This window comes from Pseudomonas sp. MWU12-2029 (assembly GCF_023242425.1).
GTDB lineage: Bacteria > Pseudomonadota > Gammaproteobacteria > Pseudomonadales > Pseudomonadaceae > Aquipseudomonas > Aquipseudomonas kribbensis.
This window is the reverse complement of the sequence record NZ_JALJDY010000008.1, coordinates 80015-100462: the sequence shown is the minus strand read 5'-3', so window position 1 is coordinate 100462 and position 20448 is coordinate 80015. Positions and strand designations below refer to the sequence as shown.

Annotated in this window: 18 protein-coding genes and 1 pseudogene; 13 read left to right on the top strand and 6 right to left on the bottom strand. The window is 60.6% G+C overall.

Translation table 11 applies throughout. The annotated features are described in order from the left end of the window. Window positions 1-120: 120 nt before the first annotated feature. The 5 genes from M5B44_RS20355 to M5B44_RS20335 are packed head-to-tail and all read left to right on the top strand — an operon-like array spanning window position 121 to window position 5194. Window positions 121-792: a hypothetical protein gene (locus M5B44_RS20355; protein WP_248740309.1), complete on the top strand. Its 672-nt coding sequence runs from the start codon at window positions 121-123 to the stop codon at window positions 790-792. Beyond that, entirely contained in the window at window positions 770-1504 is a 735-nt protein-coding gene (locus tag M5B44_RS20350; RefSeq protein ID WP_248740308.1) for an iron-containing redox enzyme family protein, read from the top strand. The genes M5B44_RS20355 and M5B44_RS20350 overlap by 23 nt, the downstream gene beginning before the upstream one ends. Before the next feature lie 42 nt (window positions 1505-1546). After that, on the top strand, window positions 1547-2641 hold the full coding sequence (locus M5B44_RS20345; RefSeq protein ID WP_248740307.1) for a DUF3419 family protein: 1095 nt from the start codon (window positions 1547-1549) through the stop codon (window positions 2639-2641). Beyond that, a complete protein-coding gene (locus M5B44_RS20340; protein ID WP_248740306.1) occupies window positions 2638-3906 on the top strand; it encodes an aminotransferase class I/II-fold pyridoxal phosphate-dependent enzyme in 1269 nt (422 codons plus the stop codon). The genes M5B44_RS20345 and M5B44_RS20340 overlap by 4 nt, the downstream gene beginning before the upstream one ends. Continuing rightward, on the top strand, window positions 3896-5194 hold the full coding sequence (locus M5B44_RS20335; protein WP_248740305.1) for a phenylacetate--CoA ligase family protein: 1299 nt from the start codon (window positions 3896-3898) through the stop codon (window positions 5192-5194). Before M5B44_RS20340 ends, M5B44_RS20335 begins: the two co-directional genes overlap by 11 nt. Window positions 5195-5217: 23 nt before the next feature. Here M5B44_RS20335 and M5B44_RS20330 read toward each other — a convergent pair whose 3' ends face one another. Beyond that, a complete protein-coding gene (locus tag M5B44_RS20330; RefSeq protein WP_248740304.1) occupies window positions 5218-6195 on the bottom strand; it encodes an NADPH:quinone reductase in 978 nt (325 codons plus the stop codon). A 152-nt stretch (window positions 6196-6347) separates the two neighbouring features. Here M5B44_RS20330 and hemF point away from each other — a divergent pair, with 152 nt between their 5' ends. Beyond that, a complete protein-coding gene (hemF, locus tag M5B44_RS20325) occupies window positions 6348-7262 on the top strand; it encodes an oxygen-dependent coproporphyrinogen oxidase (RefSeq protein ID WP_114880864.1) in 915 nt (304 codons plus the stop codon). A 9-nt stretch (window positions 7263-7271) separates the two neighbouring features. Beyond that, window positions 7272-8093, top strand: a complete 822-nt coding sequence (aroE, locus tag M5B44_RS20320; protein WP_248740303.1) for a shikimate dehydrogenase — start codon at window positions 7272-7274, stop codon at window positions 8091-8093. Window positions 8094-8100: 7 nt separating this feature from the next. Here the strand turns inward: aroE and M5B44_RS20315 are convergent, their stop codons facing one another. The 3 genes from M5B44_RS20315 to betC all read right to left on the bottom strand — a co-directional run bounded on the left by M5B44_RS20315 (window position 8101) and on the right by betC (window position 12220). Further along, entirely contained in the window at window positions 8101-9669 is a 1569-nt protein-coding gene (locus tag M5B44_RS20315; RefSeq protein WP_248740302.1) for a SulP family inorganic anion transporter, read from the bottom strand. Window positions 9670-9771: 102 nt separating this feature from the next. Further along, complete coding sequence (gene choX / locus M5B44_RS20310) at window positions 9772-10689, bottom strand: choline ABC transporter substrate-binding protein (protein ID WP_248740301.1); 918 nt, start codon at window positions 10687-10689, stop codon at window positions 9772-9774. 16 nt (window positions 10690-10705) lie between these two features. Continuing rightward, the gene (gene betC / locus M5B44_RS20305) at window positions 10706-12220 is read right to left on the bottom strand and encodes a choline-sulfatase (protein ID WP_248740300.1); all 1515 of its coding nucleotides are present in this window, start codon (window positions 12218-12220) and stop codon (window positions 10706-10708) included. 114 nt (window positions 12221-12334) lie between these two features. On the opposite strand from betC, the gene M5B44_RS20300 reads away from it, so the two are divergent. Further along, window positions 12335-13285, top strand: a complete 951-nt coding sequence (locus tag M5B44_RS20300) for a choline sulfate utilization transcriptional regulator (RefSeq protein ID WP_248740299.1) — start codon at window positions 12335-12337, stop codon at window positions 13283-13285. Here M5B44_RS20300 and M5B44_RS20295 read toward each other — a convergent pair whose 3' ends face one another. Beyond that, window positions 13286-13951, bottom strand: coding sequence for an NAD(P)-dependent oxidoreductase (locus M5B44_RS20295; RefSeq protein ID WP_248740298.1), 666 nt, complete (start codon window positions 13949-13951; stop codon window positions 13286-13288). It lies immediately after the preceding gene. Window positions 13952-14035: 84 nt separating this feature from the next. Here M5B44_RS20295 and M5B44_RS20290 point away from each other — a divergent pair, with 84 nt between their 5' ends. Continuing rightward, window positions 14036-14362 (top strand): DOPA 4,5-dioxygenase family protein, encoded by a 327-nt coding sequence (locus M5B44_RS20290; protein WP_248740297.1) that lies wholly within the window; start codon window positions 14036-14038, stop codon window positions 14360-14362. 3 nt (window positions 14363-14365) lie between these two features. Here M5B44_RS20290 and M5B44_RS20285 read toward each other — a convergent pair. Beyond that, a pseudogene (locus M5B44_RS20285) lies at window positions 14366-14476 on the bottom strand (GFA family protein); the annotation flags it as partial. A 324-nt stretch (window positions 14477-14800) separates the two neighbouring features. Here M5B44_RS20285 and M5B44_RS20280 point away from each other — a divergent pair. The 4 genes from M5B44_RS20280 (at window position 14801) to M5B44_RS20265 (ending at window position 20377) form a co-directional block, all read left to right on the top strand. Next, complete coding sequence (locus M5B44_RS20280; RefSeq protein ID WP_119429908.1) at window positions 14801-16108, top strand: CitMHS family transporter; 1308 nt, start codon at window positions 14801-14803, stop codon at window positions 16106-16108. 70 nt (window positions 16109-16178) lie between these two features. After that, entirely contained in the window at window positions 16179-16946 is a 768-nt protein-coding gene (locus tag M5B44_RS20275; protein ID WP_114880872.1) for a TerC family protein, read from the top strand. A gap of 213 nt (window positions 16947-17159) precedes the next feature. Continuing rightward, the gene (locus tag M5B44_RS20270; protein WP_248740296.1) at window positions 17160-18818 is read left to right on the top strand and encodes a Na/Pi cotransporter family protein; all 1659 of its coding nucleotides are present in this window, start codon (window positions 17160-17162) and stop codon (window positions 18816-18818) included. A gap of 167 nt (window positions 18819-18985) precedes the next feature. Then, the gene (locus M5B44_RS20265) at window positions 18986-20377 is read left to right on the top strand and encodes a M16 family metallopeptidase (RefSeq protein ID WP_248740295.1); all 1392 of its coding nucleotides are present in this window, start codon (window positions 18986-18988) and stop codon (window positions 20375-20377) included. Window positions 20378-20448: the final 71 nt, after the last annotated feature.

The window sequence follows — 20448 nt, the reverse complement described above, 5'->3', positions numbered from 1 at the left end:
AAATTGTTGTAATTTTTCCGACGTTATTCTCAGAAGCCACACAGTGGCGATTTTTCTAAAAACATTCATTATTTCAATGCGCTCAGAAAACTTCGACAAGTTCACGGCTGCGGAGAAAAAATGGATATCAGGTATTTGCAATTAACGGACAGTCTGCAGGCATTACAGGCGACCTTGAAAAGTCGTTATGAAAGTTATCGTATCGTTATTCTTGAGGCAGGCTCGGATACGCGAGAGTTTGAACAGTTTGTTGCTCGTCATTTTCGGCTGCGACTGCAGCACTACATGCTGACACCCAAAGCCAGATTGTTTGAAACACGCCTGGCAATTGCCTCGCGCAGTACCCACTTTTTGCTGTATCTGCACGACAGACCCATGGCTGTATTGAGAGTCACGCCTGCGCCGTTCGAATGGGCATCACTGACGCAGCAGCATGTTTCTCCCACGGTGGCGCTATCGCGCCATGTCGAGTTCAGCCGCTTGATCAGCCACTCGCAAAATCAATTCCCGATGTCGGTCAACGGCCTGCTGGCGGCTGCCACGGAATGGGCGATCAGGCACGGTCATGAAGGCGTTACCGCCCTCTGCCGTTCACCGCAACGACGATTCTTCCAGCGCTTCGGCCTGACGCCGATCACTACCGACGCTCTGCACATCGAACACCGCAAGCGTGGTGATTACTGGCTGCTTTCAGCTCAATGGCAGCAGATTTTCGCCGCACTTCAACAACCCATCCACCTGCTCGCCAACCCATCGGAGAAGCACCTTGATGAATGCGCCCCTCAGTTTTAACCAACAGTTGAGCCTGCTCGATGAGCGAATCGAAAAGTCATGGGCCCATATTCTGGAGAATTCGCGGCTGGTTAAAGCCATTCGCGAAGGTGAAGTTTCCAGAGCGTTATATGCGATCTACATGATCGAAACCTTTCACTACACGGCACACAATGCGCGAAATCAAGGATTGGTGGGTGTGCGACATGCAGAAAATCCGGTGTATGCAAAGTTCTGTTTTGAACATGCGGCACAGGAAGTCGGTCATGAAAAGATGGCAATGCACGATGTCATGAGCCTTGGTCTGAAGCATGAAGTGTTCGATATTCCATCTGCACTTCCAGAGACTGAAGTGTTGATTGCCTATTTATACTGGATTTCCTTTACCGGTAATCCGCTGCAGCGGCTTGGTTATAGTTATTGGGCAGAAAATGCCTACCAGTTCATTACGCCACTTATAAACCGTCTGAGTGAAACGCTGGAGCTGAAACCGGCTCAGCTGACGTTCTTCGTTGCACATTCCGACATCGATATCGAGCACTTCAACGAATTCAAACTCATGCTGCAGCGCACCTGCAAGCGTCAAGACGATTGGGATGCCATTGCCACCGTCATGGAAACCAGCCTGCGCCTGACCGGCAACATGCTTGAGGCCGTTTATGAGCAGTACGAAGCCTGGCAAAACGGGCTGGCGCCCCGCTATGACTTCCTCCACGCCCTGGACAACCAATGAAGACCTCACGCCCATGTTCATATCAGGAGGCTGGAGGCAGACATGGCTGACTATTTCGACCAGCTCAACTACACGCTGGGGGATGAAGACACCGCGCTTGAGTACGCGATCCTGCCCGCGCATGCCCGCCACGTGCTGGGAATTGCCGGATGCGGCGGTCGCCTGTTGCCGCTGCTGGCCGCAAACCCTTTACGCATGACCTGTAGCGACATCAGTGCGCCGCAACTGGCGTTCACCCGGTTGCGTCTGGCGTTGCTGGAACAGACCGATCACGAGTCGTTCATGGAGTTCATGGGCTATCGGATGGAAAGTCTCAGAGCACGGCGCCGATCCATTTTTCAGCAATTGATTTTGCCGCCCGCGGATCGTCGCTGGTTGTTTGGGTTATTCCAGTCCAGGCAATGGGGCGCGCCGATCTACATGGGCGCATTCGAGCAGACTCTGAAGCGGCTGGCGAAAATCACCGGACTGTTTACCGGCAAGGCGGGCCGGGGCATTTTTCAGTACGGCTGCCTTGAGGAACAAACGGAATATTACCGAAAGCGCTTTCCGCGCAAGCGCTGGAAGGCCGTGATCGCTTTGCTGGGCAACGCAGCAGTACTCAATTCGCTGCTGTACAAGGGCTCGTTTCCCCCCAACAACCTCGGTATCAGTTCTCGCGCGGCCTACCTGGAAATTTTCCACAGGCTGTTCACCTCTCAGGTGGTCCGCGAGAGTTTTTTCCTGCAAATGCTGTTTTTCGGTGAACTGCGCTATCCGCAAGGCTTTCCGCTGGAGTGCGATCCGGCAATTTTCCAGCGTGCCCGTGAGGGGCTTCAGCAGTGCGAGTTACGCGTTGTGCAGGCTGACATCCTCGACTGCGTTGACGGGGAAACAGGCATCGATTTCGTATCTCTGTCGGACGTGCCCTCCTTCATGCCCGAAACGGCCGGTACCCATGTTCTGCAGCATCTGGCACCAGCGCTGGCAGAAAACGCGCGGGTGGTCATGCGTGGCCATTTACATGTGGTTCAACCCGATTGTGCAGGTTTCTGCGATATCACCCATCAGTACCAGGCAGAAATCGCACGAGAAAAAACCCAGCTCTGGCGTGTGCAGGTCTATCGCCGGACAGCCGCTATGCAGGTATCCCGATGAACACCTTTCAACCGACCGTCAATTGGGTCAAAAACCGTGTCCGGCAATCTCGTGATGATCAACAGCAGTTATTCGATGCCGGGCTGAATGGTCTGAAACTGGTCAAACGTGAAGCCAAGGAGATCGAACTCGACAGCGGCGAACGGCTGACGGAGTTTCTCTCATGTTCTTACCTGGGGCTGGAGTGTGATCCACGCTTGATTCACGGAGCCGTGAGCGCCGCCGAAGCCTTCGGTGTGCAGTTCGCTGCCGCGCGAACCCGAGTCCTGTTGCCTCCCATGCGTGAGCTGGATGAACAACTGAGCCGGATATTTCAGGGACATACGGTTACCTTCAACTCCGTAGGCAATGCGCATCTCGGCTGCCTGCCGCTGCTCGGTTCCGGCGAAATGCCCTCCTACCCCTTGAGGCGTGGTCCCTGCTGGATTGTTGACCGCGCGGCGCATGCCTCGATGCAGGTGCTGCAGGGCATTCTCTGGCAGTTCGGGCCGGTAAAGCGATGCGATTGCAGCGATTTGGAGCAAGTAGAGGATGCGTGTCTGGCGGCGGTCGCAGCGGGTAACACGCCCATCATCCTGACCGACAGCATTGGCTCGATGCGCGGTTTGTATCCGGTCAACCGCCTGTTGCAACTGGCGGAGCGTTTTGACGGTTATCTTTATGCGGATGATGCCCACGGTACTTCGATCCACGGAGCAGCAGGGAGTGGATATGCATTGGCCGCTGCGGAAGAACGGCTGCGCGGTCGACTGATTCTCCTGTCGTCTCTTTCCAAGGCATTCGGTGCAACCGGTGGCGCGATCACCGTGCGTACGGCGGCGGATGCCGAGCTGATACGCGGCCACGCCTCGACCTATACGTTTGGCGGCCCCCTTTCCATGGCTGGAGTTGGCGCGGCGGTCGCCTCCGGGAATATCCACCTGTCGCCGGAGCTGGGTCAATTGCAGGCCGCACTGTGGCGAAATATCGCCGTGATCGACGGTCTGCTTGGGCCGGTGCTGGGCAATCATCTGGTCGAGTCCCCCATTCGTTTTGTCCGCGTCGGGGCCGAGAGAGATGCGATCTGTCTGGCGCAGCATTTGCGTCGGCGGGGCATGGCGGTCACTACCGCACTGTTTCCGGTAGTGGCCAAGGGCGAGGCGATTTTGCGTCTGGCCATCAGCGCGAGCCACAGTCAGCGCCAGTTGGAATCTCTGGCGAGTGCCGTCCGTAGCGGATTCGAGGAGTTGGGCATTCGTCAGGGAGGATGGGGCAATGAGCAATGATCCTCTGATGGATTTATCGGCCGATGCTCTTGCACAAAAATTGGCTCACGCGCGCGCGCTGCCATGGTTCCGCGCGCTGTATCCCCGGATCCTGGAGGTGCAGACATTGGCTGATCTGCATCGACTGCCGGTTCTGGCAGTGGAAGACGAGTTCGGAGGTGGGCTGTTTTCCGCACTCGGCGATGCGTCGAACCGAGCACCCGGTGGCGGACTGACCCTGACCTCGGGAGGGAGCACCGGCAATCGCAAACAGATCACTCATTCCTGGGCGTTCAACGCCGCGATCGTGCCTCTGGGGGCGCGGATGTTTGGTATGACGGACGAGCATCCGGAGGTGGTCATCAACTGCCTGACGGCCGGTGAAATGCAGGGTGCGTTTCATTACGCGACAGCCATCGTCCAGCACATTGGCGCACGCTTGTTGCCAGCCGGTTCACAGATGGGCATTCAGCGCATTGTCGAACTGATTCAGTCGCACGCGGCCGATGCGCTGATATGCACTCCCTCCTTCGCCGCCGCACTGTTCAATCACGAGAACGTTGGTTCAGAACAGTTGGGCAGTCTGAGGTGGCTTTACTACATTGGAGAACCCTGCAGTAAAACGCTGCGCGACCAATTGGCCAGGGATTGGCCGAAGCTGAAAATTCGCTCGTTGGGCTACAGCTCGACGGAAACGGGTCCCATCGGCTTTCAGTGTGCACACCTTGAACACGGTTTTTATCATTTGCATGCCGACGCGATGCTGGTCGAAGTGGTTGATCCCCTGACCCTTCAGGCCGTGGCAGAAGAGGAGACAGGCGAGTTTCTGCTGACGCCCCTGCTGCCCGATCATGCGCCGCTGTTTCGCTACAGGATCGGGGATCGCGGGCGAATCCTGCGCACGGTGACGAATTGTGCCTGCGGCAGCTCCATGCCGGTTATGGCCCTTGAGGGACGGGTCGAAACATCGATCAAACTGGGTGGGGCGATCATCACTCAGTCACAGGTATTGCACGTACTTCGGCAGCTCTTGCCTGAATTGGACACAGCAGATGTGCAGGTGCAGATCGAGCGACGGCCCGGTGGTGCGCACATGCGTCTGATTATCGCCGAGGACAGACTGACTGCCATCGCGCAATCCCTCATCGAAGGTGCTTTGCAGGTCGAGGGGCAAGCGAGCGCATTGCTCAGCCTGCCAGGTGTGTTGGGGCTGGAGGTGAAGCGTCTTGCCCGTCAGGCATTTGAAACGACGCTGACTGGCAAGACACCGTTTTTTGTGACATTGGAACAGACCCCGGCCAAGTCATGACGATTGGCCGGAGAAGTCTGTGGTCAGGGCAGCAGAACGGTGGAACCGGTGGTGCGTCGCGCCGACAACTCGGTCTGCGCCTTCGCCGCATCAGCCAGTGCGTAACGCTGGCTGATATCCACTTTCAGCTTGCCGCTGGTGATCATTCCGAACAGCTCATCCGCCATGCGTTGCAGGTTTTCGGCATTGTTGGCGTAGGTCGCGAGCGTTGGTCGGGTGACGTACAGCGAACCTTTCGACGCCAGAATACCCAGGTTCACCCCGTCCACCGCGCCCGAGGCATTGCCGAAGCTCACCAGCAGACCGCGAGGTGCCACACTGTCCAGCGAGGCCGGCCAGGTGTCCTTGCCGACGCCGTCGTACACCACCGGGACCTTTTTCCCGTCGGTCAATTCAAGCACCCGTTGGGCGACGTTTTCGTGGCTGTAATCGATGGTTTCCCAGGCGCCGTGGGCCTTGGCCAGTTCGGCTTTCGCTGGCGAGCTGACGGTGCCGATCAGCTTCACTCCCAGCGCTTTCGCCCATTGGCAGGCCAGCAAACCGACGCCGCCGGCCGCCGCGTGGAACAGAATGGTTTCGCCGCCCTTGAGTTCATAGGTCTGACGCAGCAGGTACTGTACGGTCAGGCCCTTGAGCATCACGCCGGCCGCGGTTTCGAAGCTGATGGCGTCCGGCAGGTGGACCAGATTTGCCTCCGGCAGGATATGCACGTCGCTGTAGGCGCCCAGTGGGCCGCTGCCATAGGCCACGCGGTCGCCGACCTTGAACCGGGTGACGGCGCTACCCACTGCCTCGACGATGCCCGCGCCTTCCGCCCCCACACCCGACGGCAATGCCGGTGGCGCGTACAGGCCGCTGCGGTAGTAGGTGTCGATGAAGTTCAGGCCGATGGCCTTGTTGCTCACGCGAACCTGCTGCGGGCCGGGCTCGGCAGGCTGGTAGTCAACGTATTCGAGCACTTCGGGGCCGCCATGGGCGCGGAACTGGATTCGCTTGGCCATCTGCCTACTCCTTGGGACGATTCGGAAGGCCCCTATCGAACTCCCCTGCTTGATCTTCGTCAACTGCGGCGTGCCTACCTGCGATGGTATGCTACGCGCCCATTTGCGCCACCCCCTCGCCCACGGGGCGATGCCCGATCCAAGGTGAAGCCATGACGACCCGCACCGACGCCGTAAAGGCCTATCTGCTCGACCTGCAAGACCGCATCTGCGCGGCGCTGGAATCCGAAGACGGCGGCACGCGCTTCGTCGAAGACGCCTGGACCCGTGCGGCCGGCGGTGGCGGTCGCACCCGGGTGATCGAGAACGGCGCGGTGATCGAAAAGGGCGGCGTCAACTTTTCCCACGTCTTCGGCAGTGGTCTGCCACCGTCCGCCAGCGCTCATCGGCCGGAGCTGGCCGGGCGTGGTTTCGAAGCCCTCGGCGTGTCGCTGGTGATTCACCCGCACAACCCGCATGTGCCGACGTCCCACGCCAACGTGCGCTTTTTCATCGCCGAAAAGGAAGGTGAAGAGCCGGTCTGGTGGTTCGGCGGCGGTTTCGACCTGACGCCGTACTACGGCAACGAAGAAGACTGCATCCACTGGCACCGCGTTGCCGAACAGGCCTGCGCGCCGTTTGGCCCGGACGTCTACCCGCGCTACAAGGCCTGGTGCGACACTTATTTCCACATCAAGCATCGCCACGAACCACGGGGTATCGGCGGCCTGTTCTTCGATGACCTGAACGAGTGGGACTTCGACACCAGCTTCGCCTTCATGCGTGCCATCGGCGATGCGTACATCGACGCTTACCTGCCGATCGTGCAACGCCGCAAGAACGACGCGTTCACCGCCAAGCAGCGCGAGTTCCAGGAATTCCGTCGCGGCCGCTACGTCGAGTTCAACCTGGTCTACGACCGTGGCACCCTGTTCGGCCTGCAGTCGGGCGGGCGCACCGAGTCGATCCTGATGTCGCTGCCGCCGCAAGTGCGCTGGGCCTACGACTGGAAAGCCGAGCCGGGCAGCGAAGAAGCGCGCCTGACCGAATACTTCCTGCAAGATCGCGACTGGCTGGCCCAGGCCTGAGGATTTCCGATGGATCGTTACGTCGTTTTCGGTAACCCGATCGGCCACAGCAAGTCGCCGATGATTCACAAACTGTTCGCCGAACAGACCGGGCAGAGCCTCGACTACAGCACCCTGCTGGCGCCGCTCGACGATTTTTCCGGCTGCGCCACTTCGTTTTTCCAGGAAGGTCGCGGTGCCAACGTGACCGTGCCGTTCAAGGAAGACGCCTACCGCCTGGCCAACAGCCTGACCGACCGTGCCCAGCGCGCGGGTGCGGTGAACACTTTGAGCAAACTCGCCGACGGCACCTTGCTCGGGGATAACACCGACGGCGCCGGGCTGGTGCGCGATCTGACGGTCAACGCCGGGTTCAGCCTTACCGGCAAACGCGTTCTACTGCTCGGCGCCGGTGGCGCGGTACGTGGTGCGCTGGAGCCGTTGCTGGCGGAAAAACCGGCCTCGGTGATCATCGCCAACCGCACGGTGGACAAGGCCGAGCTGCTGGCCGAACTGTTCTGCGACCTGGGGCCAGTGTCGGCCAGCGGTTACGACTGGTTGCGCGAGCCGGTGGACGTGATCATCAACGCCACCTCCGCCAGCCTCACCGGCGATGTGCCGCCGATTGCAGAAAGCCTGATCGAGCCGGGCCAGACCCTGTGCTACGACATGATGTACAGCAAGGAACCCACCGCGTTCTGCCGCTGGGCCAGCGAGCATGGCGCGGGTGTGGTGATGGATGGCTTGGGCATGCTGGCGGAACAGGCGGCGGAGGCTTTTTTCCTGTGGCGTGGCGTACGTCCCGATACTGCGCCGGTTCTGGCCGAATTGCGTCGACAACTGGCGCTCTAGAGCGCCTTCAGTCCTCGAAGCGGATCGGGCATTTCTCCGGCCCTTCGAGCTTGCGCAATTCCTCCACCACCTGCGGTCGCGCCTGACGCAAGGTCAGGCTGCGATCCTGGCGCAGCAGGCGCCGGGCTTCCTGATGGAGCATTTCCACGCCGGAATAGTCGATGAAGTTGATCTGCTGCGCCTCGATCACAACCCGCGCACCGTGCATCCGTTGCAGGCGCACTTGCAGGTAGTGGCTGGCGCCGAAGAAGATCGACCCGCCGACCCGCAGCACATCGTCCTCGCCGTCGCGCCAATGCTGCACTCGCGGCTGCGAAGTGCGCTTGAGGTAGAAAAACAGCGACGCCAGCACACCGGCATAAATCGCCGTCTGCAGTTCCAGCAACAACGTGGCGACGCAGGTCAGGCTCATCACCACAAATTCCGCCCGGCTGACCCGCAACAGCGCGCGAATGCCGCGATGATCCACCAGTCCCCAGGCGATCAACAGAATGCTGCCGGCCATGGCCGGGATCGGAATATGGGCAATCAGCCCGGCGCCGAAAATCGCGAACAGCGCCACCCACAACGCCGAAAACACCCCGGCCAGAGGTGAACAGGCCCCGGCCTCATAACTCAGCCCGGAACGGGTGAACGATCCGGCGGACAACGATCCCGAAAAGAACGCCCCGATGATGTTGGAAAGCCCCTGGGCACGGACTTCCTGATTGGCATCGAGCAGTTGTTGCGAGCGCGCAGCAATCGAGCGGGCAATCGACAGACTGGTGACCAGTCCGAGCATGCCCACGGCCACGGCGCTCGGCAGCAGACGCAGGACCAGATCCATATCCAGCGGCAACCCGCTGAACGGCGGCAAGCGCCCGACAAAAGCACTGACCAGGTGAACATGGCCAAACATCGCCGGCCACAGCCACACCACCAGACTGCCTAATACCAAGGTCATCAAAAGCGTCGGCCAGCGTGGCAGCAGTTGCTTGAGCAATACGCCAACCACCACCGTAGCGACGCCGAGTACGAGCGACGGTTTATCCACAGCCCCGAGATGGCGCAGCAAGTCCATCAGGCTGGCCAGTGCCGTGGCCTTGGCCGGCAGATCCAGCCCCAGCAGGTTCGGCAATTGACCGATGGCAATGACCACCGCCGCGCCGAGGGTGAACCCCAGCACCACCGAGTGCGAGACGAAATTCACCAGTGCGCCAAACCGCAACAGGCCGAGCAGCCACTGGAAAATCCCCGCCAGGAACGTCAGTAACAGGATCAGGGTGATGTAGTCCTGTGACGCAGGCACGGCCAATGGGCTGACACTGGCGAACAGGACAATCGAAATGGCAGCGGTCGGGCCGCAGATCAGGTGCCAGGATGATCCCCAAAGGCAGGCAATCAGCACCGGGATGATCGCTGCATACAAGCCGTACTCGGGTGGGAGACCGGCGATCAGGGCGTAGGCAATCGACTGGGGCAACGCGAGAATCGCGCCGCTGAGGCCGACGACCAGGTCCCGCCCGACGCTGGCGCGGGTCTGCCGGGGCAGCCAGGTCAGGAAGGGAAACAGTGAGCGGCGGCTGGGGAAGGCCATGAATCCTCTCGGGTGAAATTTTGCGCATTGTACGCAGCTCGGGACGCGGAGCGTCCATGGCGGCATTCCCACGCAGAGCGTGGGAATGATCGGCCCGCGCAGTTACAGTTTGGCTTTAACCGCCGGCAACGCATCTTTGCCGTCCACGGTTTTCACACCATCAAGCCACTTGTCCAGCACCGCCGGATTCGCCTTGATCCAAGCCTTCACCGCATCGGCATTGCTGACCTTCTTGTTCACCACCTCGGCCATGATGCTGTTCTCCATCTCCTGAGTGAACGAAAGATTGGTCAGCAATTTACCCACATTCGGACAGGCCTCGGCGTAGCCCTTGCGCGTCAGGGTGTAGACGCTACCCGTGTCGCCGAAGTATTTCTCGCCACCCTTGAGGTAATGCATTTTCAGCTGCACGTTCATTGGGTGCGGGGTCCAGCCGAGGAAGGTGACGAACTTCTGTTTCTTCACCGCCCGCGAGACTTCGGCAAGCATCGCCTGTTCGCTGGACTCGATCAGCTTCCACTGACCCATGTCGAAGTCGTTCTTCTTGATGATCTCTTGCAGCGAGATGTTCGCCGGTGCGCCGGAGCCGATGCCGTAGATCTTGCGGTCGAACTTGTCGGCGAATTTGTTCAGGTCGGAAAAGTTATGCACACCCGCGTCCCACACGTAGTCCGGCACGGCCAGGGTGAATTCGGTGCCGTCGAGGTTCTTCGCCAGTTGCGTGACATCACCGGTGGCCACGAACTTGTCGTAGAAACCCTGCTGCGCCGGCATCCAGTTGCCGAGGAACACGTCGACCTGGCCATCCTTCAAGCCGCCGAAGGTGATCGGCACCGCGAGGGTGTCGACCTTGGCCTTGTAGCCCATGCCGTCCAGCAGAAACCCGGTGATGGCGTTGGTCGCGGCGATGTCGCTCCAGCCGGGGTCGGCCATTTTTACCGTGTCGCAGCTCTCGGCGAACGCGGACGCGCTGCCGAGTGCCAGCAGGCTGACCGTCACGACTGTGGATAACTTGACCATGGACTTCCCCTTAACGTTATTGGTTTTGGCAGGGTTGTGGATAACGGGCCTTGCGCTCCAGGTCATCGAGGTCGATGTGGTTGCGCATGTACTGCTGGCTGGCGTCCACCAGCGGCTGGTGATCCCAGCTCTTCAGCTTGCCGATGGTCAGCGCTTCGGCAACGAAGCGCCGGCGCCGCTGGCTTTCGAGCACCTCGCGGTGAATCGCCGGAATGTCCCATTTGGCCCGTGCTTCGGCGAGAAAATCGTCGAACAGCTGGCGATGTTGCGGTGACTGGCTGAGTTCTTCCTGCTCCCGTGGATCGTTATCCACATCGTAGAGTAGGCAAGGGTCGGTTTCGCTGTAGATAAATTTGTAGGCGCCACGCCGGATCATCATCAGCGGACTGACGGTGCCTTCGGCCATGTATTCGCCGAACACTTCGTCGTGACCGCCCTGCCCTTGCAGGTGCGATACCAGCGAGCGGCCGTCCAACGGCAGGTTCGGTTCCAGGCTGCCGCCGGCCAGTTCGACGAAGGTCGGCAACAGGTCGGCGGTGGACACAGCAGCGCTGATGCGGCCGGATTTGAACTGACCGGGCGCACTTATCAACAGGGGCACCCGCGCGGCCATCTCGAACCAGTGCATTTTGTACCAGAGGCCTTTTTCCCCAAGCATGTCGCCGTGGTCTCCCGAGAACACGATGATGGTGTCATCGATCAGCCCGGTATCTTCGAGGGTTTGCAGGAGTTTGCCGACGTTGGCGTCGATATAGCTGCACGCGCCGAAATACGCCCTGCGCGCATCACGGATCTTATCCACAGGCAGCGGCTTGTCCCACAGGTCGTAGACCTTGAGCAGCCGCTGGGAATGCGGATCGAGTGAATGCTGGTCCGGTGTTGTGGGAAGCGGGATATCCGCATCGTCGTACAAGTCCCAGAACGCCTTGGGAATCGTGTACGGATCGTGCGGGTGAGTCATCGACACCGTCAGGCAGAACGGCTGGTCGCCGTCCTCGCGGATGTGATCGAAGAGGTATTGCTGCGCCTTGAACACCACCTCTTCGTCGAAGTCGAGCTGGTTGGTGCGCACGCACGGCCCGGCCTGCAACACCGAGGACATGTTGTGGTACCAGCTCGGCCGCACGTCGGGCTCATCCCAGTTCACCGCCCAGCCGTAGTCGGCCGGGTAGATGTCGCTGGTCAAGCGTTCTTCGTACCCGTGCAATTGATCGGGGCCGCAGAAATGCATCTTGCCCGACAGCGCAGTGCGGTAGCCGAGGCGCCGCAGGTAATGGGCGTAGGTGGGAATGTCGGCGGGGAAATCCGCGGCGTTGTCGTAGGCGCCGATCTTGCTCGGCAACTGGCCGCTGACCAGGGTAAAACGCGACGGCGCGCACAGCGGGCTGTTGCAATACGCGGCATCGAACACCACGCCCTGTTCGGCGAGGCGGCTGAGATTCGGCAGTTTGATCGGCGACGGGCCGTAGAACGGCAACATTGGCGCGGCCATTTGATCGGCCATGATGAAGAGAATGTTCTTGCGCTTCATGTGATCGCGGCATTCCATAGTGAATATTTATGCGACATTGCTGCGATCGAGCATGGATTCCACGCAATCTCCGGTAAAGCCCGTGCCGGACAATGACTAGGATAAGCACAGCTTATGTATGAAGCCCTCGGTGATTTGTCGCTGGACCTGCTGCGCGCCTTCGAGGCGGCAGCCCGTCATCGCAGTTTTACTGCCGCTGCGGTGGAACTCGGCACCACTCAACCGGCCATCAGTCAGCAAATCAAAAGGCTGGAGGAGCAGCTCGGAACACGGCTGTTCGACCGGATCTACCGAGGCATCGAGCTGACCGAGGTCGGCTCGATCCTTTTCGAGCAAGTCACCCTCGGTTTGCAGAATATCGACGCAGGGTTGAGCGCGATCAGCGCACAACAGCAACACGAGGTACTGCAGGTCGCTACCGATTTCGCCTTCGCCGCGTACTGGCTGATGCCACGTCTGCATCGTTTTCACGAAGCCAATCCACAGGTGGATGTCAGCCTGGTCACCAGCGAGCGCAATCACAACATGCTCCGGCCGGATATCGACGTTGCCGTGCTGTTCGGCGACGGTCGCTTCAAACAGGGCGAAAGTCATTGGCTGTTCAGCGAAGAAGTGTTTCCGGTGTGCAGCCCGCAATTGCTCAAGGATCGCGCCCGGCCCCTGCCGCCCCAGGCGCTGCTGGAGTTTCCGCTGCTGCATTTGCGCGGTGAGAACAGCAGCAACTGGTTCGACTGGAGCGGTCTGTTCCGCGAACTCGGTATCAACACGCCGCCCGCGCCGGGCCAACTGCGTTTCGATAACTACACCTTGCTGATTCAAGCGGCGATTGGCGGTCAGGGTGTGGCGATCGGCTGGCGGCACCTTGTGGATAACTTGCTGGCCCAGGGGTTGTTGTGCCGGCCGATTGCCGAGACCACCCTCTCCCGCCTCGGCTATTACGTGGTGCTGCCGCAGCGCAAACGGCGTGGGGCGTTGATTCAACAGTTTGTCGATTGGTTGATGGCCGAACAGGCCAGCAGCGCGCAGTCGCTGACGGGAATGGATTTGCCTTCGATCGCGGTGTGATCAGCCTTCCGACGCCGCGACAAAACTCACGTGCTCGCCCACATGCAGATTCAAACGCAGCTCATCGGCCATCCCGATGGCTACCCGGTTCAGGCGTTCCAGCGGTTCGGCCAGGCCCGGCTCAAGACTGCTGCTGACCTGGTTGAAATGCTCGATGGTCAGCCCCGCCACTCCACGCGGCGCATCGACCAGCGTCCAGTGCAACGGGCTGCCTTGCAGGGCGTCGCGGATTTCCTCGGCGGCGTGGCGTTGCAGGCGATCATCCAGATCCGACTCGTCCAGCAGCGCGAAATCCCCCACGACAAACAGCCGCGACACGTGCGCCGCTTGCAGGCCTTCGATCAGCGCATCCACCGCCAGCACCTGTTCCACCGGCCCGAGCACCACGGACTTTTCCACATGCTCGCTGCTGAACGGCAGGCCTGGCGCATCGAGCAGGCAGATCACCGCCGAACTGCCGGCCACACTCTGGTTGACTCGTTCTGCGTCGAACAGATCGCCGCTTTTGGTACGCAGGCCAGGACGCGGCGCGAGGGCGGTCAGGTCGTCGAGGATGGCGATGACTTCGTGCTGGCGGCGCAGCAGTTCAGCCATCAACGCACTGCCCAGGCTACTCATGGCACCATAGAGCACCACTTTCACCACCGGGGTTTCGGCATTTTTCATGGCTGAGTTCCCTTTTGTTTTCCCTTGTATGGCGTGTGACATACGGCCAGCGCCGAGGGTTCGAACCGATTCAGAGGGTTTGCGATGCAGACGATCAAGGGTTATCACGCCCACGTTTATTACGACGCCAGCACCATCGAACAGGCGCGGGCGCTGTGTGAGCAGGCCGCGCAATTATTCCCGTTGAAGATGGGCCGCGTGCACGAACGCCCGGTCGGCCCACACCCGGACTGGAGCTGCCAGCTGGCCTTCGGCCCCGAGCTGATTGGCGAAGTGCTGCCGTGGCTGGCGCTCAATCGCAAGGGATTGGTGGTGTTCCTGCACCCGGACACCGGCGATGACTTGCTCGACCACACCGATCACGCGATCTGGATGGGCGCGATGCGGCCGCTGGATCTGTCTATTTTTTGATCAGGCCGTTTCTTTACTGGTCGAGAAGTGGCAATGGGCAACGTCGCGCAACGCTCCGCTGAACTGATAGCGGATATGTCCGCAATGACAGCCGCCGCTGTGCAATTCATTCATCACCCCGCCCTCCCGTTCCCGTGTTCATTGACTCTAGTCGCATCCGACGGTCGGTTGGCCGTTCGCATCGAAGCTTTCACCTGCGAAAGCTGGCTGAAAGGTTGCCCCATTAGGATCGCCGCCACTACCGGCAACAGACCGGTTGGCCAACGCGTGTGATTGCTCCCGCGTCAGGCCCAATTAACAACAACAATGGTGATTCTGATGTCCTCTGTAGCCCGCCTCCTCGCTCCAACTCCGCCCGTACTTCTCGTGCTTCCCGTTCTGCGCTGATCCCGCCCGATCCGCTCACTTACCTAGCCGCGCTACGCCTGGAGTATTCCCATGCTGACTTTCCTTGGCTTCGCCATGGTCATCACGTTCATGTTCCTGATCATGACCAAGCGCCTGTCTGCGCTGATCGCTCTGATCATCATCCCGATTCTGTTCGCCCTGTTCGGTGGCTTCGCCCCGAAGATCGGCCCGATGATGCTCGAAGGTATTACCAAGCTTGCGCCGACCGGCGTGATGCTGATGTTCGCGATTCTGTATTTCGCCCTGATGATCGACTCCGGCCTGTTCGACCCGGCCGTGCGCAAGATCCTCAAACTGGTCAAGGGCGACCCGCTGAAAGTTTCGGTCGGCACCGCCGTACTGGCGCTCGTCGTTTCCCTCGATGGTGACGGCGCGACCACTTACATGATCTGCGTGGCCGCCATGCTGCCGCTGTACAGCCGCATCGGCATGAGCCCGCGGATCATGGCCGGCCTGATCATCCTCGCCGGCGGCGTGATGAACATGACCCCGTGGGGTGGCCCGACCGCCCGTGCCGCCAGTGCGCTGCACGTGGACCCGTCGGACATCTTCGTGCCGATGATCCCGGCCATGGGCGCCGGTGTAATCGCGATCCTGATCATTGCCTACTTCTACGGCAAACGTGAACGTGCGCGTCTGGGTGAGCTGCACCTGATCGGCGACGAAATCGATCACAGCGAAATCAGCGTCTCGCAATTCCCGGATGCCCGTCGTCCGAAGCTGATCTGGTTCAACGGTCTGCTGACGCTTGCGCTGATGTGCACCCTGATCGCCGGCCTGCTGCCGCTGCCGGTGCTGTTCATGGTGGCGTTCAGTATTGCCATGATCGTCAACTACCCTTGCCTGCAACAGCAGAAGGATCGCGTCGCGGCTCACGCCGGCAGCGTGCTGTCGGTGGTCAGTCTGATCTTCGCGGCGGGCATCTTCACCGGTATCCTGTCGGGCACCGGCATGGTCGATGCCATGTCGAAAAGCCTGCTGGCGGTGATCCCTGATTTCCTCGGCCCGTACCTGGCGGTGATTACCGCGCTGGTGAGCATGCCGTTCACGTTCTTCATGTCGAACGACGCGTTCTACTACGGTGTGCTGCCGGTGCTGTCGGAAGCGGCCAGCCATTACGGCATCACCGCCGTGGAAATGGCCCGAGCTTCGATCGTTGGCCAGCCGGTTCACCTGCTGAGCCCGCTGGTGCCGTCGACCTACCTGCTGGTGGCTCTGGCCGGGATCGAGTTCGGCGATCACCAGCGTTTCACCCTGAAGTGGGCAGTGCTGGTCTGCCTGTGCATACTGGCCGCCGCACTGTTGTTGGGGACTTTCCCGCTGTTCAGCACTTTGTAACGGCATCAACTCACCAGAACGCCAGCTGCTTGCTGGCGTCCTGGTTTAACACACGCTCAAAGGAATACACATGGAATGGCTGACCAACCCTGAGATCTGGGTTGCCTTCTTCACCCTGACCGCCCTGGAGATCGTCCTGGGCATCGATAACATCATCATGATTTCGATCCTGGTCAGCCGCATGCCCAAACACATGCAGCAGCGCACCCGGATCTTCGGTCTTGGCCTGGCCATGATCACGCGGATCCTGTTGCTGCTGTCGATCACCTGGGTCATGCGCCTCACCGCCGACCTGTTCGTGGTGTTCGGCCAGGGTATTTCCGGGCGTGACCTGATCCTGTTCTTCGGTGGCCTGTTCCTGCTGTGGAAAAGCTCCCAGGAGATGTACCACGCGCTGGAAGGTGAAGACGAAAGCGACGAGACGCCCGGCGGCAAGGGCGGCAACTTCCTCTACACCATCATCCAGATCGCGATCATCGACATCGTGTTCTCGCTGGACTCGGTCATCACCGCCGTCGGCATGGTGTCCCATGTGCCGGTGATGGTGGCGGCGATCATCGTCGCGGTACTGGTGATGATGGCGGCCTCGGGCAAGATCAGCGAGTTCATCGACAAGCACCCGTCGCTGAAAATGCTCGCGCTGTCGTTCCTGCTGGTGGTCGGCACCGTGCTGATCGCCGAAGCGTTCGACGTGCACGTACCGAAAGGCTACGTCTACTTCGCCATGGGCTTCTCGCTGGCGGTCGAGGCCATCAACATCAAGCTGCGCACCGCGATGGCAAAAAAGAAGAAACAGCAGGATCCGGTGAAACTGCGCAAGGATGTTCCGGGTCAGTAACCGGAGCGCTGCGCTGATGATCAAAGGGCCTTCGGGCCCTTTTTTCATGGCTGCATGAACCTGTTTTCATGACACTTTTGTTTCAATCCCCGCTTTAGCTGTGCAATGCTGGCGCCCGGACCGTTAGCCAACTACAGCTTAAGAACAACACGTAGAAACCGCGCGGTATCGTCAACTTGCCCCTTTGGGGCGCTGCAACTACAGGGGGTCTGCATGCTCACCCTGCTCAATCTGCTTTCTGCCGTGGCCTTGCTGATCTGGGGCACGCACATCGTTCGAACCGGCATCCTGCGGGTGTACGGCACCAACCTGCGCCATGTGATCGGCCAGAACATGTCCAGGCGCTGGCTCGCCTTCATCGCCGGCATCCTCGTGACCGCGATGGTGCAGAGCAGCAACGCCACCGCGATGCTCGTCACCTCCTTCGTCGGTCAGGGCCTGATGGCGCTGACCCCGGCCCTGACCACCATGCTCGGCGCCGACGTCGGTACGGCGCTGATGGCGCGGGTGCTGACGTTCGACCTGTCGTGGCTGTCGCCGCTGCTGATTTTTCTCGGGGTGATTTTCTTTCTCTCGCGCAAACAGACGCGGCTCGGGCAGATGGGCCGTGTGGCCATCGGGCTGGGGCTGATCATTCTGGCGCTGCAACTGATCGTCGAGGCCGCCGGGCCGATCACTCATGCCAAGGGTGTGAAGGTGATCTTCGCCTCGTTGACCGGCGACATCCTGCTCGACGCCCTGGTCGGTGCGTTGTTCGCGATGATTTCCTACTCCAGCCTCGCCGCCGTGCTGCTGACCGCAACCCTGGCCGGTGCCAATGTGATCAGCTTGCCGGTGGCGATCGGTCTGGTGATCGGTGCCAACATCGGCAGCGGTGTACTGGCGTTCATGAGCACCAGCATGCAGAACGCCGCTGGCCGGCAAGTGGCGCTGGGCAGTCTGTTGTACAAGCTGATCGGGCTGTTGCTGATCATTCCGGTGCTCGATCCGCTGGCACACTGGATCGACAACCTCGATTACAGCCCGCAGGAAATGGTCATCGGCTTCCACCTGCTCTACAACACGGCGCGCTGCCTGATCCTGCTGCCGACGGTCGCGCCGATGGCACGGCTGTGCGCCTGGCTGTTGCCGGAGCGTCCGGAGGTCAACGGCACCGCCAAGCCGCGTCACCTCGATGCCACGGCACTGGTCACGCCAAGCCTGGCGCTGGCTAACGCCGCCCGGGAAACCCTGCGCATGGGCGACCTGATCGACAACATGCTCGACGCCACCCTCGACGTGCTGCGCGGCAAGCAGACCGCCGTCACCCAGGAAATGCGCAAACTGACCGATGACGTCGAAGCGCTGTACAGCGCGATCAAGCTGTATCTGGCGCAGATGCCCCGGGAGGATCTCGGTGAGCAGGACAGTCGGCGCTGGGCAGAAATCATCGAACTGGCGATCAACCTCAAGCTCGCCAGCGACCTGATCGAACGCATGCTGCGCAAAATCCAGCAGCAGAAGACCTCGCAACGCCGCTCGTTTTCCGAAGACGGGCTGGAAGAGCTGGCCGGGTTGCACCAGCAATTGATCGCCAACCTGCGGCTCGGGCTGTCGGTGTTTCTCAGTGGCGACAAGGAAAGTGCACGTCAGTTGTTGCGCGAGAAACGTCGCTTCCGCGCCCAGGAACGCCGTCTGGCCCACGCCCATGTCAGCCGTTTGCAACGCAAGATCGTGCAAAGTATCGAGACCAGTTCGCTGCACCTGGAGTTGATTGCCGACATGAAACGTTTGAACTCGCTGTTCTGCAGCAGCGCCTACGTGGTGCTGGAAACTTCCGACACCGGGGCGCTGGCGGCGGACGAAATGGCCGACATCACGCATTCGCCTTGAACGTCTGGAGCTGTGGTCAGTCAGTAACTTTGATTCAGCCTTCAGGCCGCTATCGCCAGCAGGCTGGCTCCCACAGGGAATGCATTTCAGATGTGGGAGCCAGCCTGCTGGCGATGAGGGCCGGGCTGACGACACGGATCTCCAATTCAGCTGTATGGAAGCTCGTTATGCGTTGCCTGTTGTTCGCTTGTCTGTTGCTCGGTTCCCTGCCCGCCTTCGCTCTGGATCGCTTTCAGGTCGAAGGCTACGCGCTGCCCAACGGCCTGCAATTGCTGCTCAAGCCCGGCACCGAACGTGGGCATGTGGCGATCCGGCTGGTGGTGGGCGTCGGCCTCGACGACTTCGACTGCAATGAAAAGGAGCTGCCGCACCTGCTCGAACACTTGCTGTTCAGCGGCATTGACGCTACCGGTGAAGGCGGCCTCGAAGAGCGTATGCAGGCCCTGGGCGGTGACTGGAACGCCTTCACCAGCAATGCTGACACGACGTTCGTCATCGAAGCCCCGGCGAAAAACCAGCGCAAGGTGCTCGACCTGCTGCTGGATCTGCTGACCCAGACCCGATTCGACGACAACGCGATCAACGCCGCCAAACGGGTGGTCGAGCGCGAGGATGGCGGCCATTACACCCGTCTGCGGCGTTTTCTCGACCGTCAGGATCTGGGCCACAGTGCGAGCAATCAACTGGCGGTCGAACTGGGCTTGAAATGCCCGCAACGTGCCGAAGTCGAGGGCCTGACCCGGGCGCAACTGGAAAAGGTGCGCAAGGCCTGGTACGCGCCGAACAACATGACCCTGATCGTCGTCGGTGACCTCGACAAGCTGCTGCCGGCCTATCTGGAGCGGGCGTGGGGCGCGCTCGAGGCGGTCGATCCGAGCGAGCACCGATCACTGCCGGACATCCGCACCAGCGCTGCTCACGAACGCACGATCACTCGCGGTTTCATCGGTAACAGCGCCAAGCTGCACTGGCTGGTGCCGGAGCCGATGCTCGACGATCAGTACGACGAGACTTTCGACCTGCTCAAGGAATATCTGGAGTGGGCGCTGTACCGCGAGCTGCGCTTGAACCATGGCCTGTCCTACGGGCCCTGGGCCGAGCGTGAGGTGTTCGGCGGTGTCGGCTTCATGAGCCTCAACGCCGATCTGGATCGTGGCGACATCAGCGAAGCCGAACAGGTGCTGGAAGACCTCAAGGCCAGCCTGCTGAAAAACGGCCTCGATGCCGATACCTTCAATCGCATCAAACAGGCAGCCATCGCCCACCAGGCCTGGGCCGTGCAGGGCAACAGCGGCATGGCCGACTATTACTGGAGCGCGCTGGGCGACTACGAAGATGGCCGTTTCGCCGATCCCGCCCGGGAACTGCAAGGAGTCACGCTGGAGGCGGCGAACAAGGCCATGCGCGAATTGCTGTTGCAGTCGGGCTATCTGCGGATCGAGAAGCCGTTGTTCAGTGACGATCAGGTGCTGTGGCTGGTTGGCGGCGCGGTCGGTGTTCTGGGGCTTGTCCTGCTCGGCTGGCATCTGCGCCGGCGCAAATCCGTGCCTTCAGACTGATCGACAGCCTCGCCACAGCCCCCGGCGGGCGGTACTCTGTCGAGGTTTTTTTCCTCGACTGTCGTGAACCG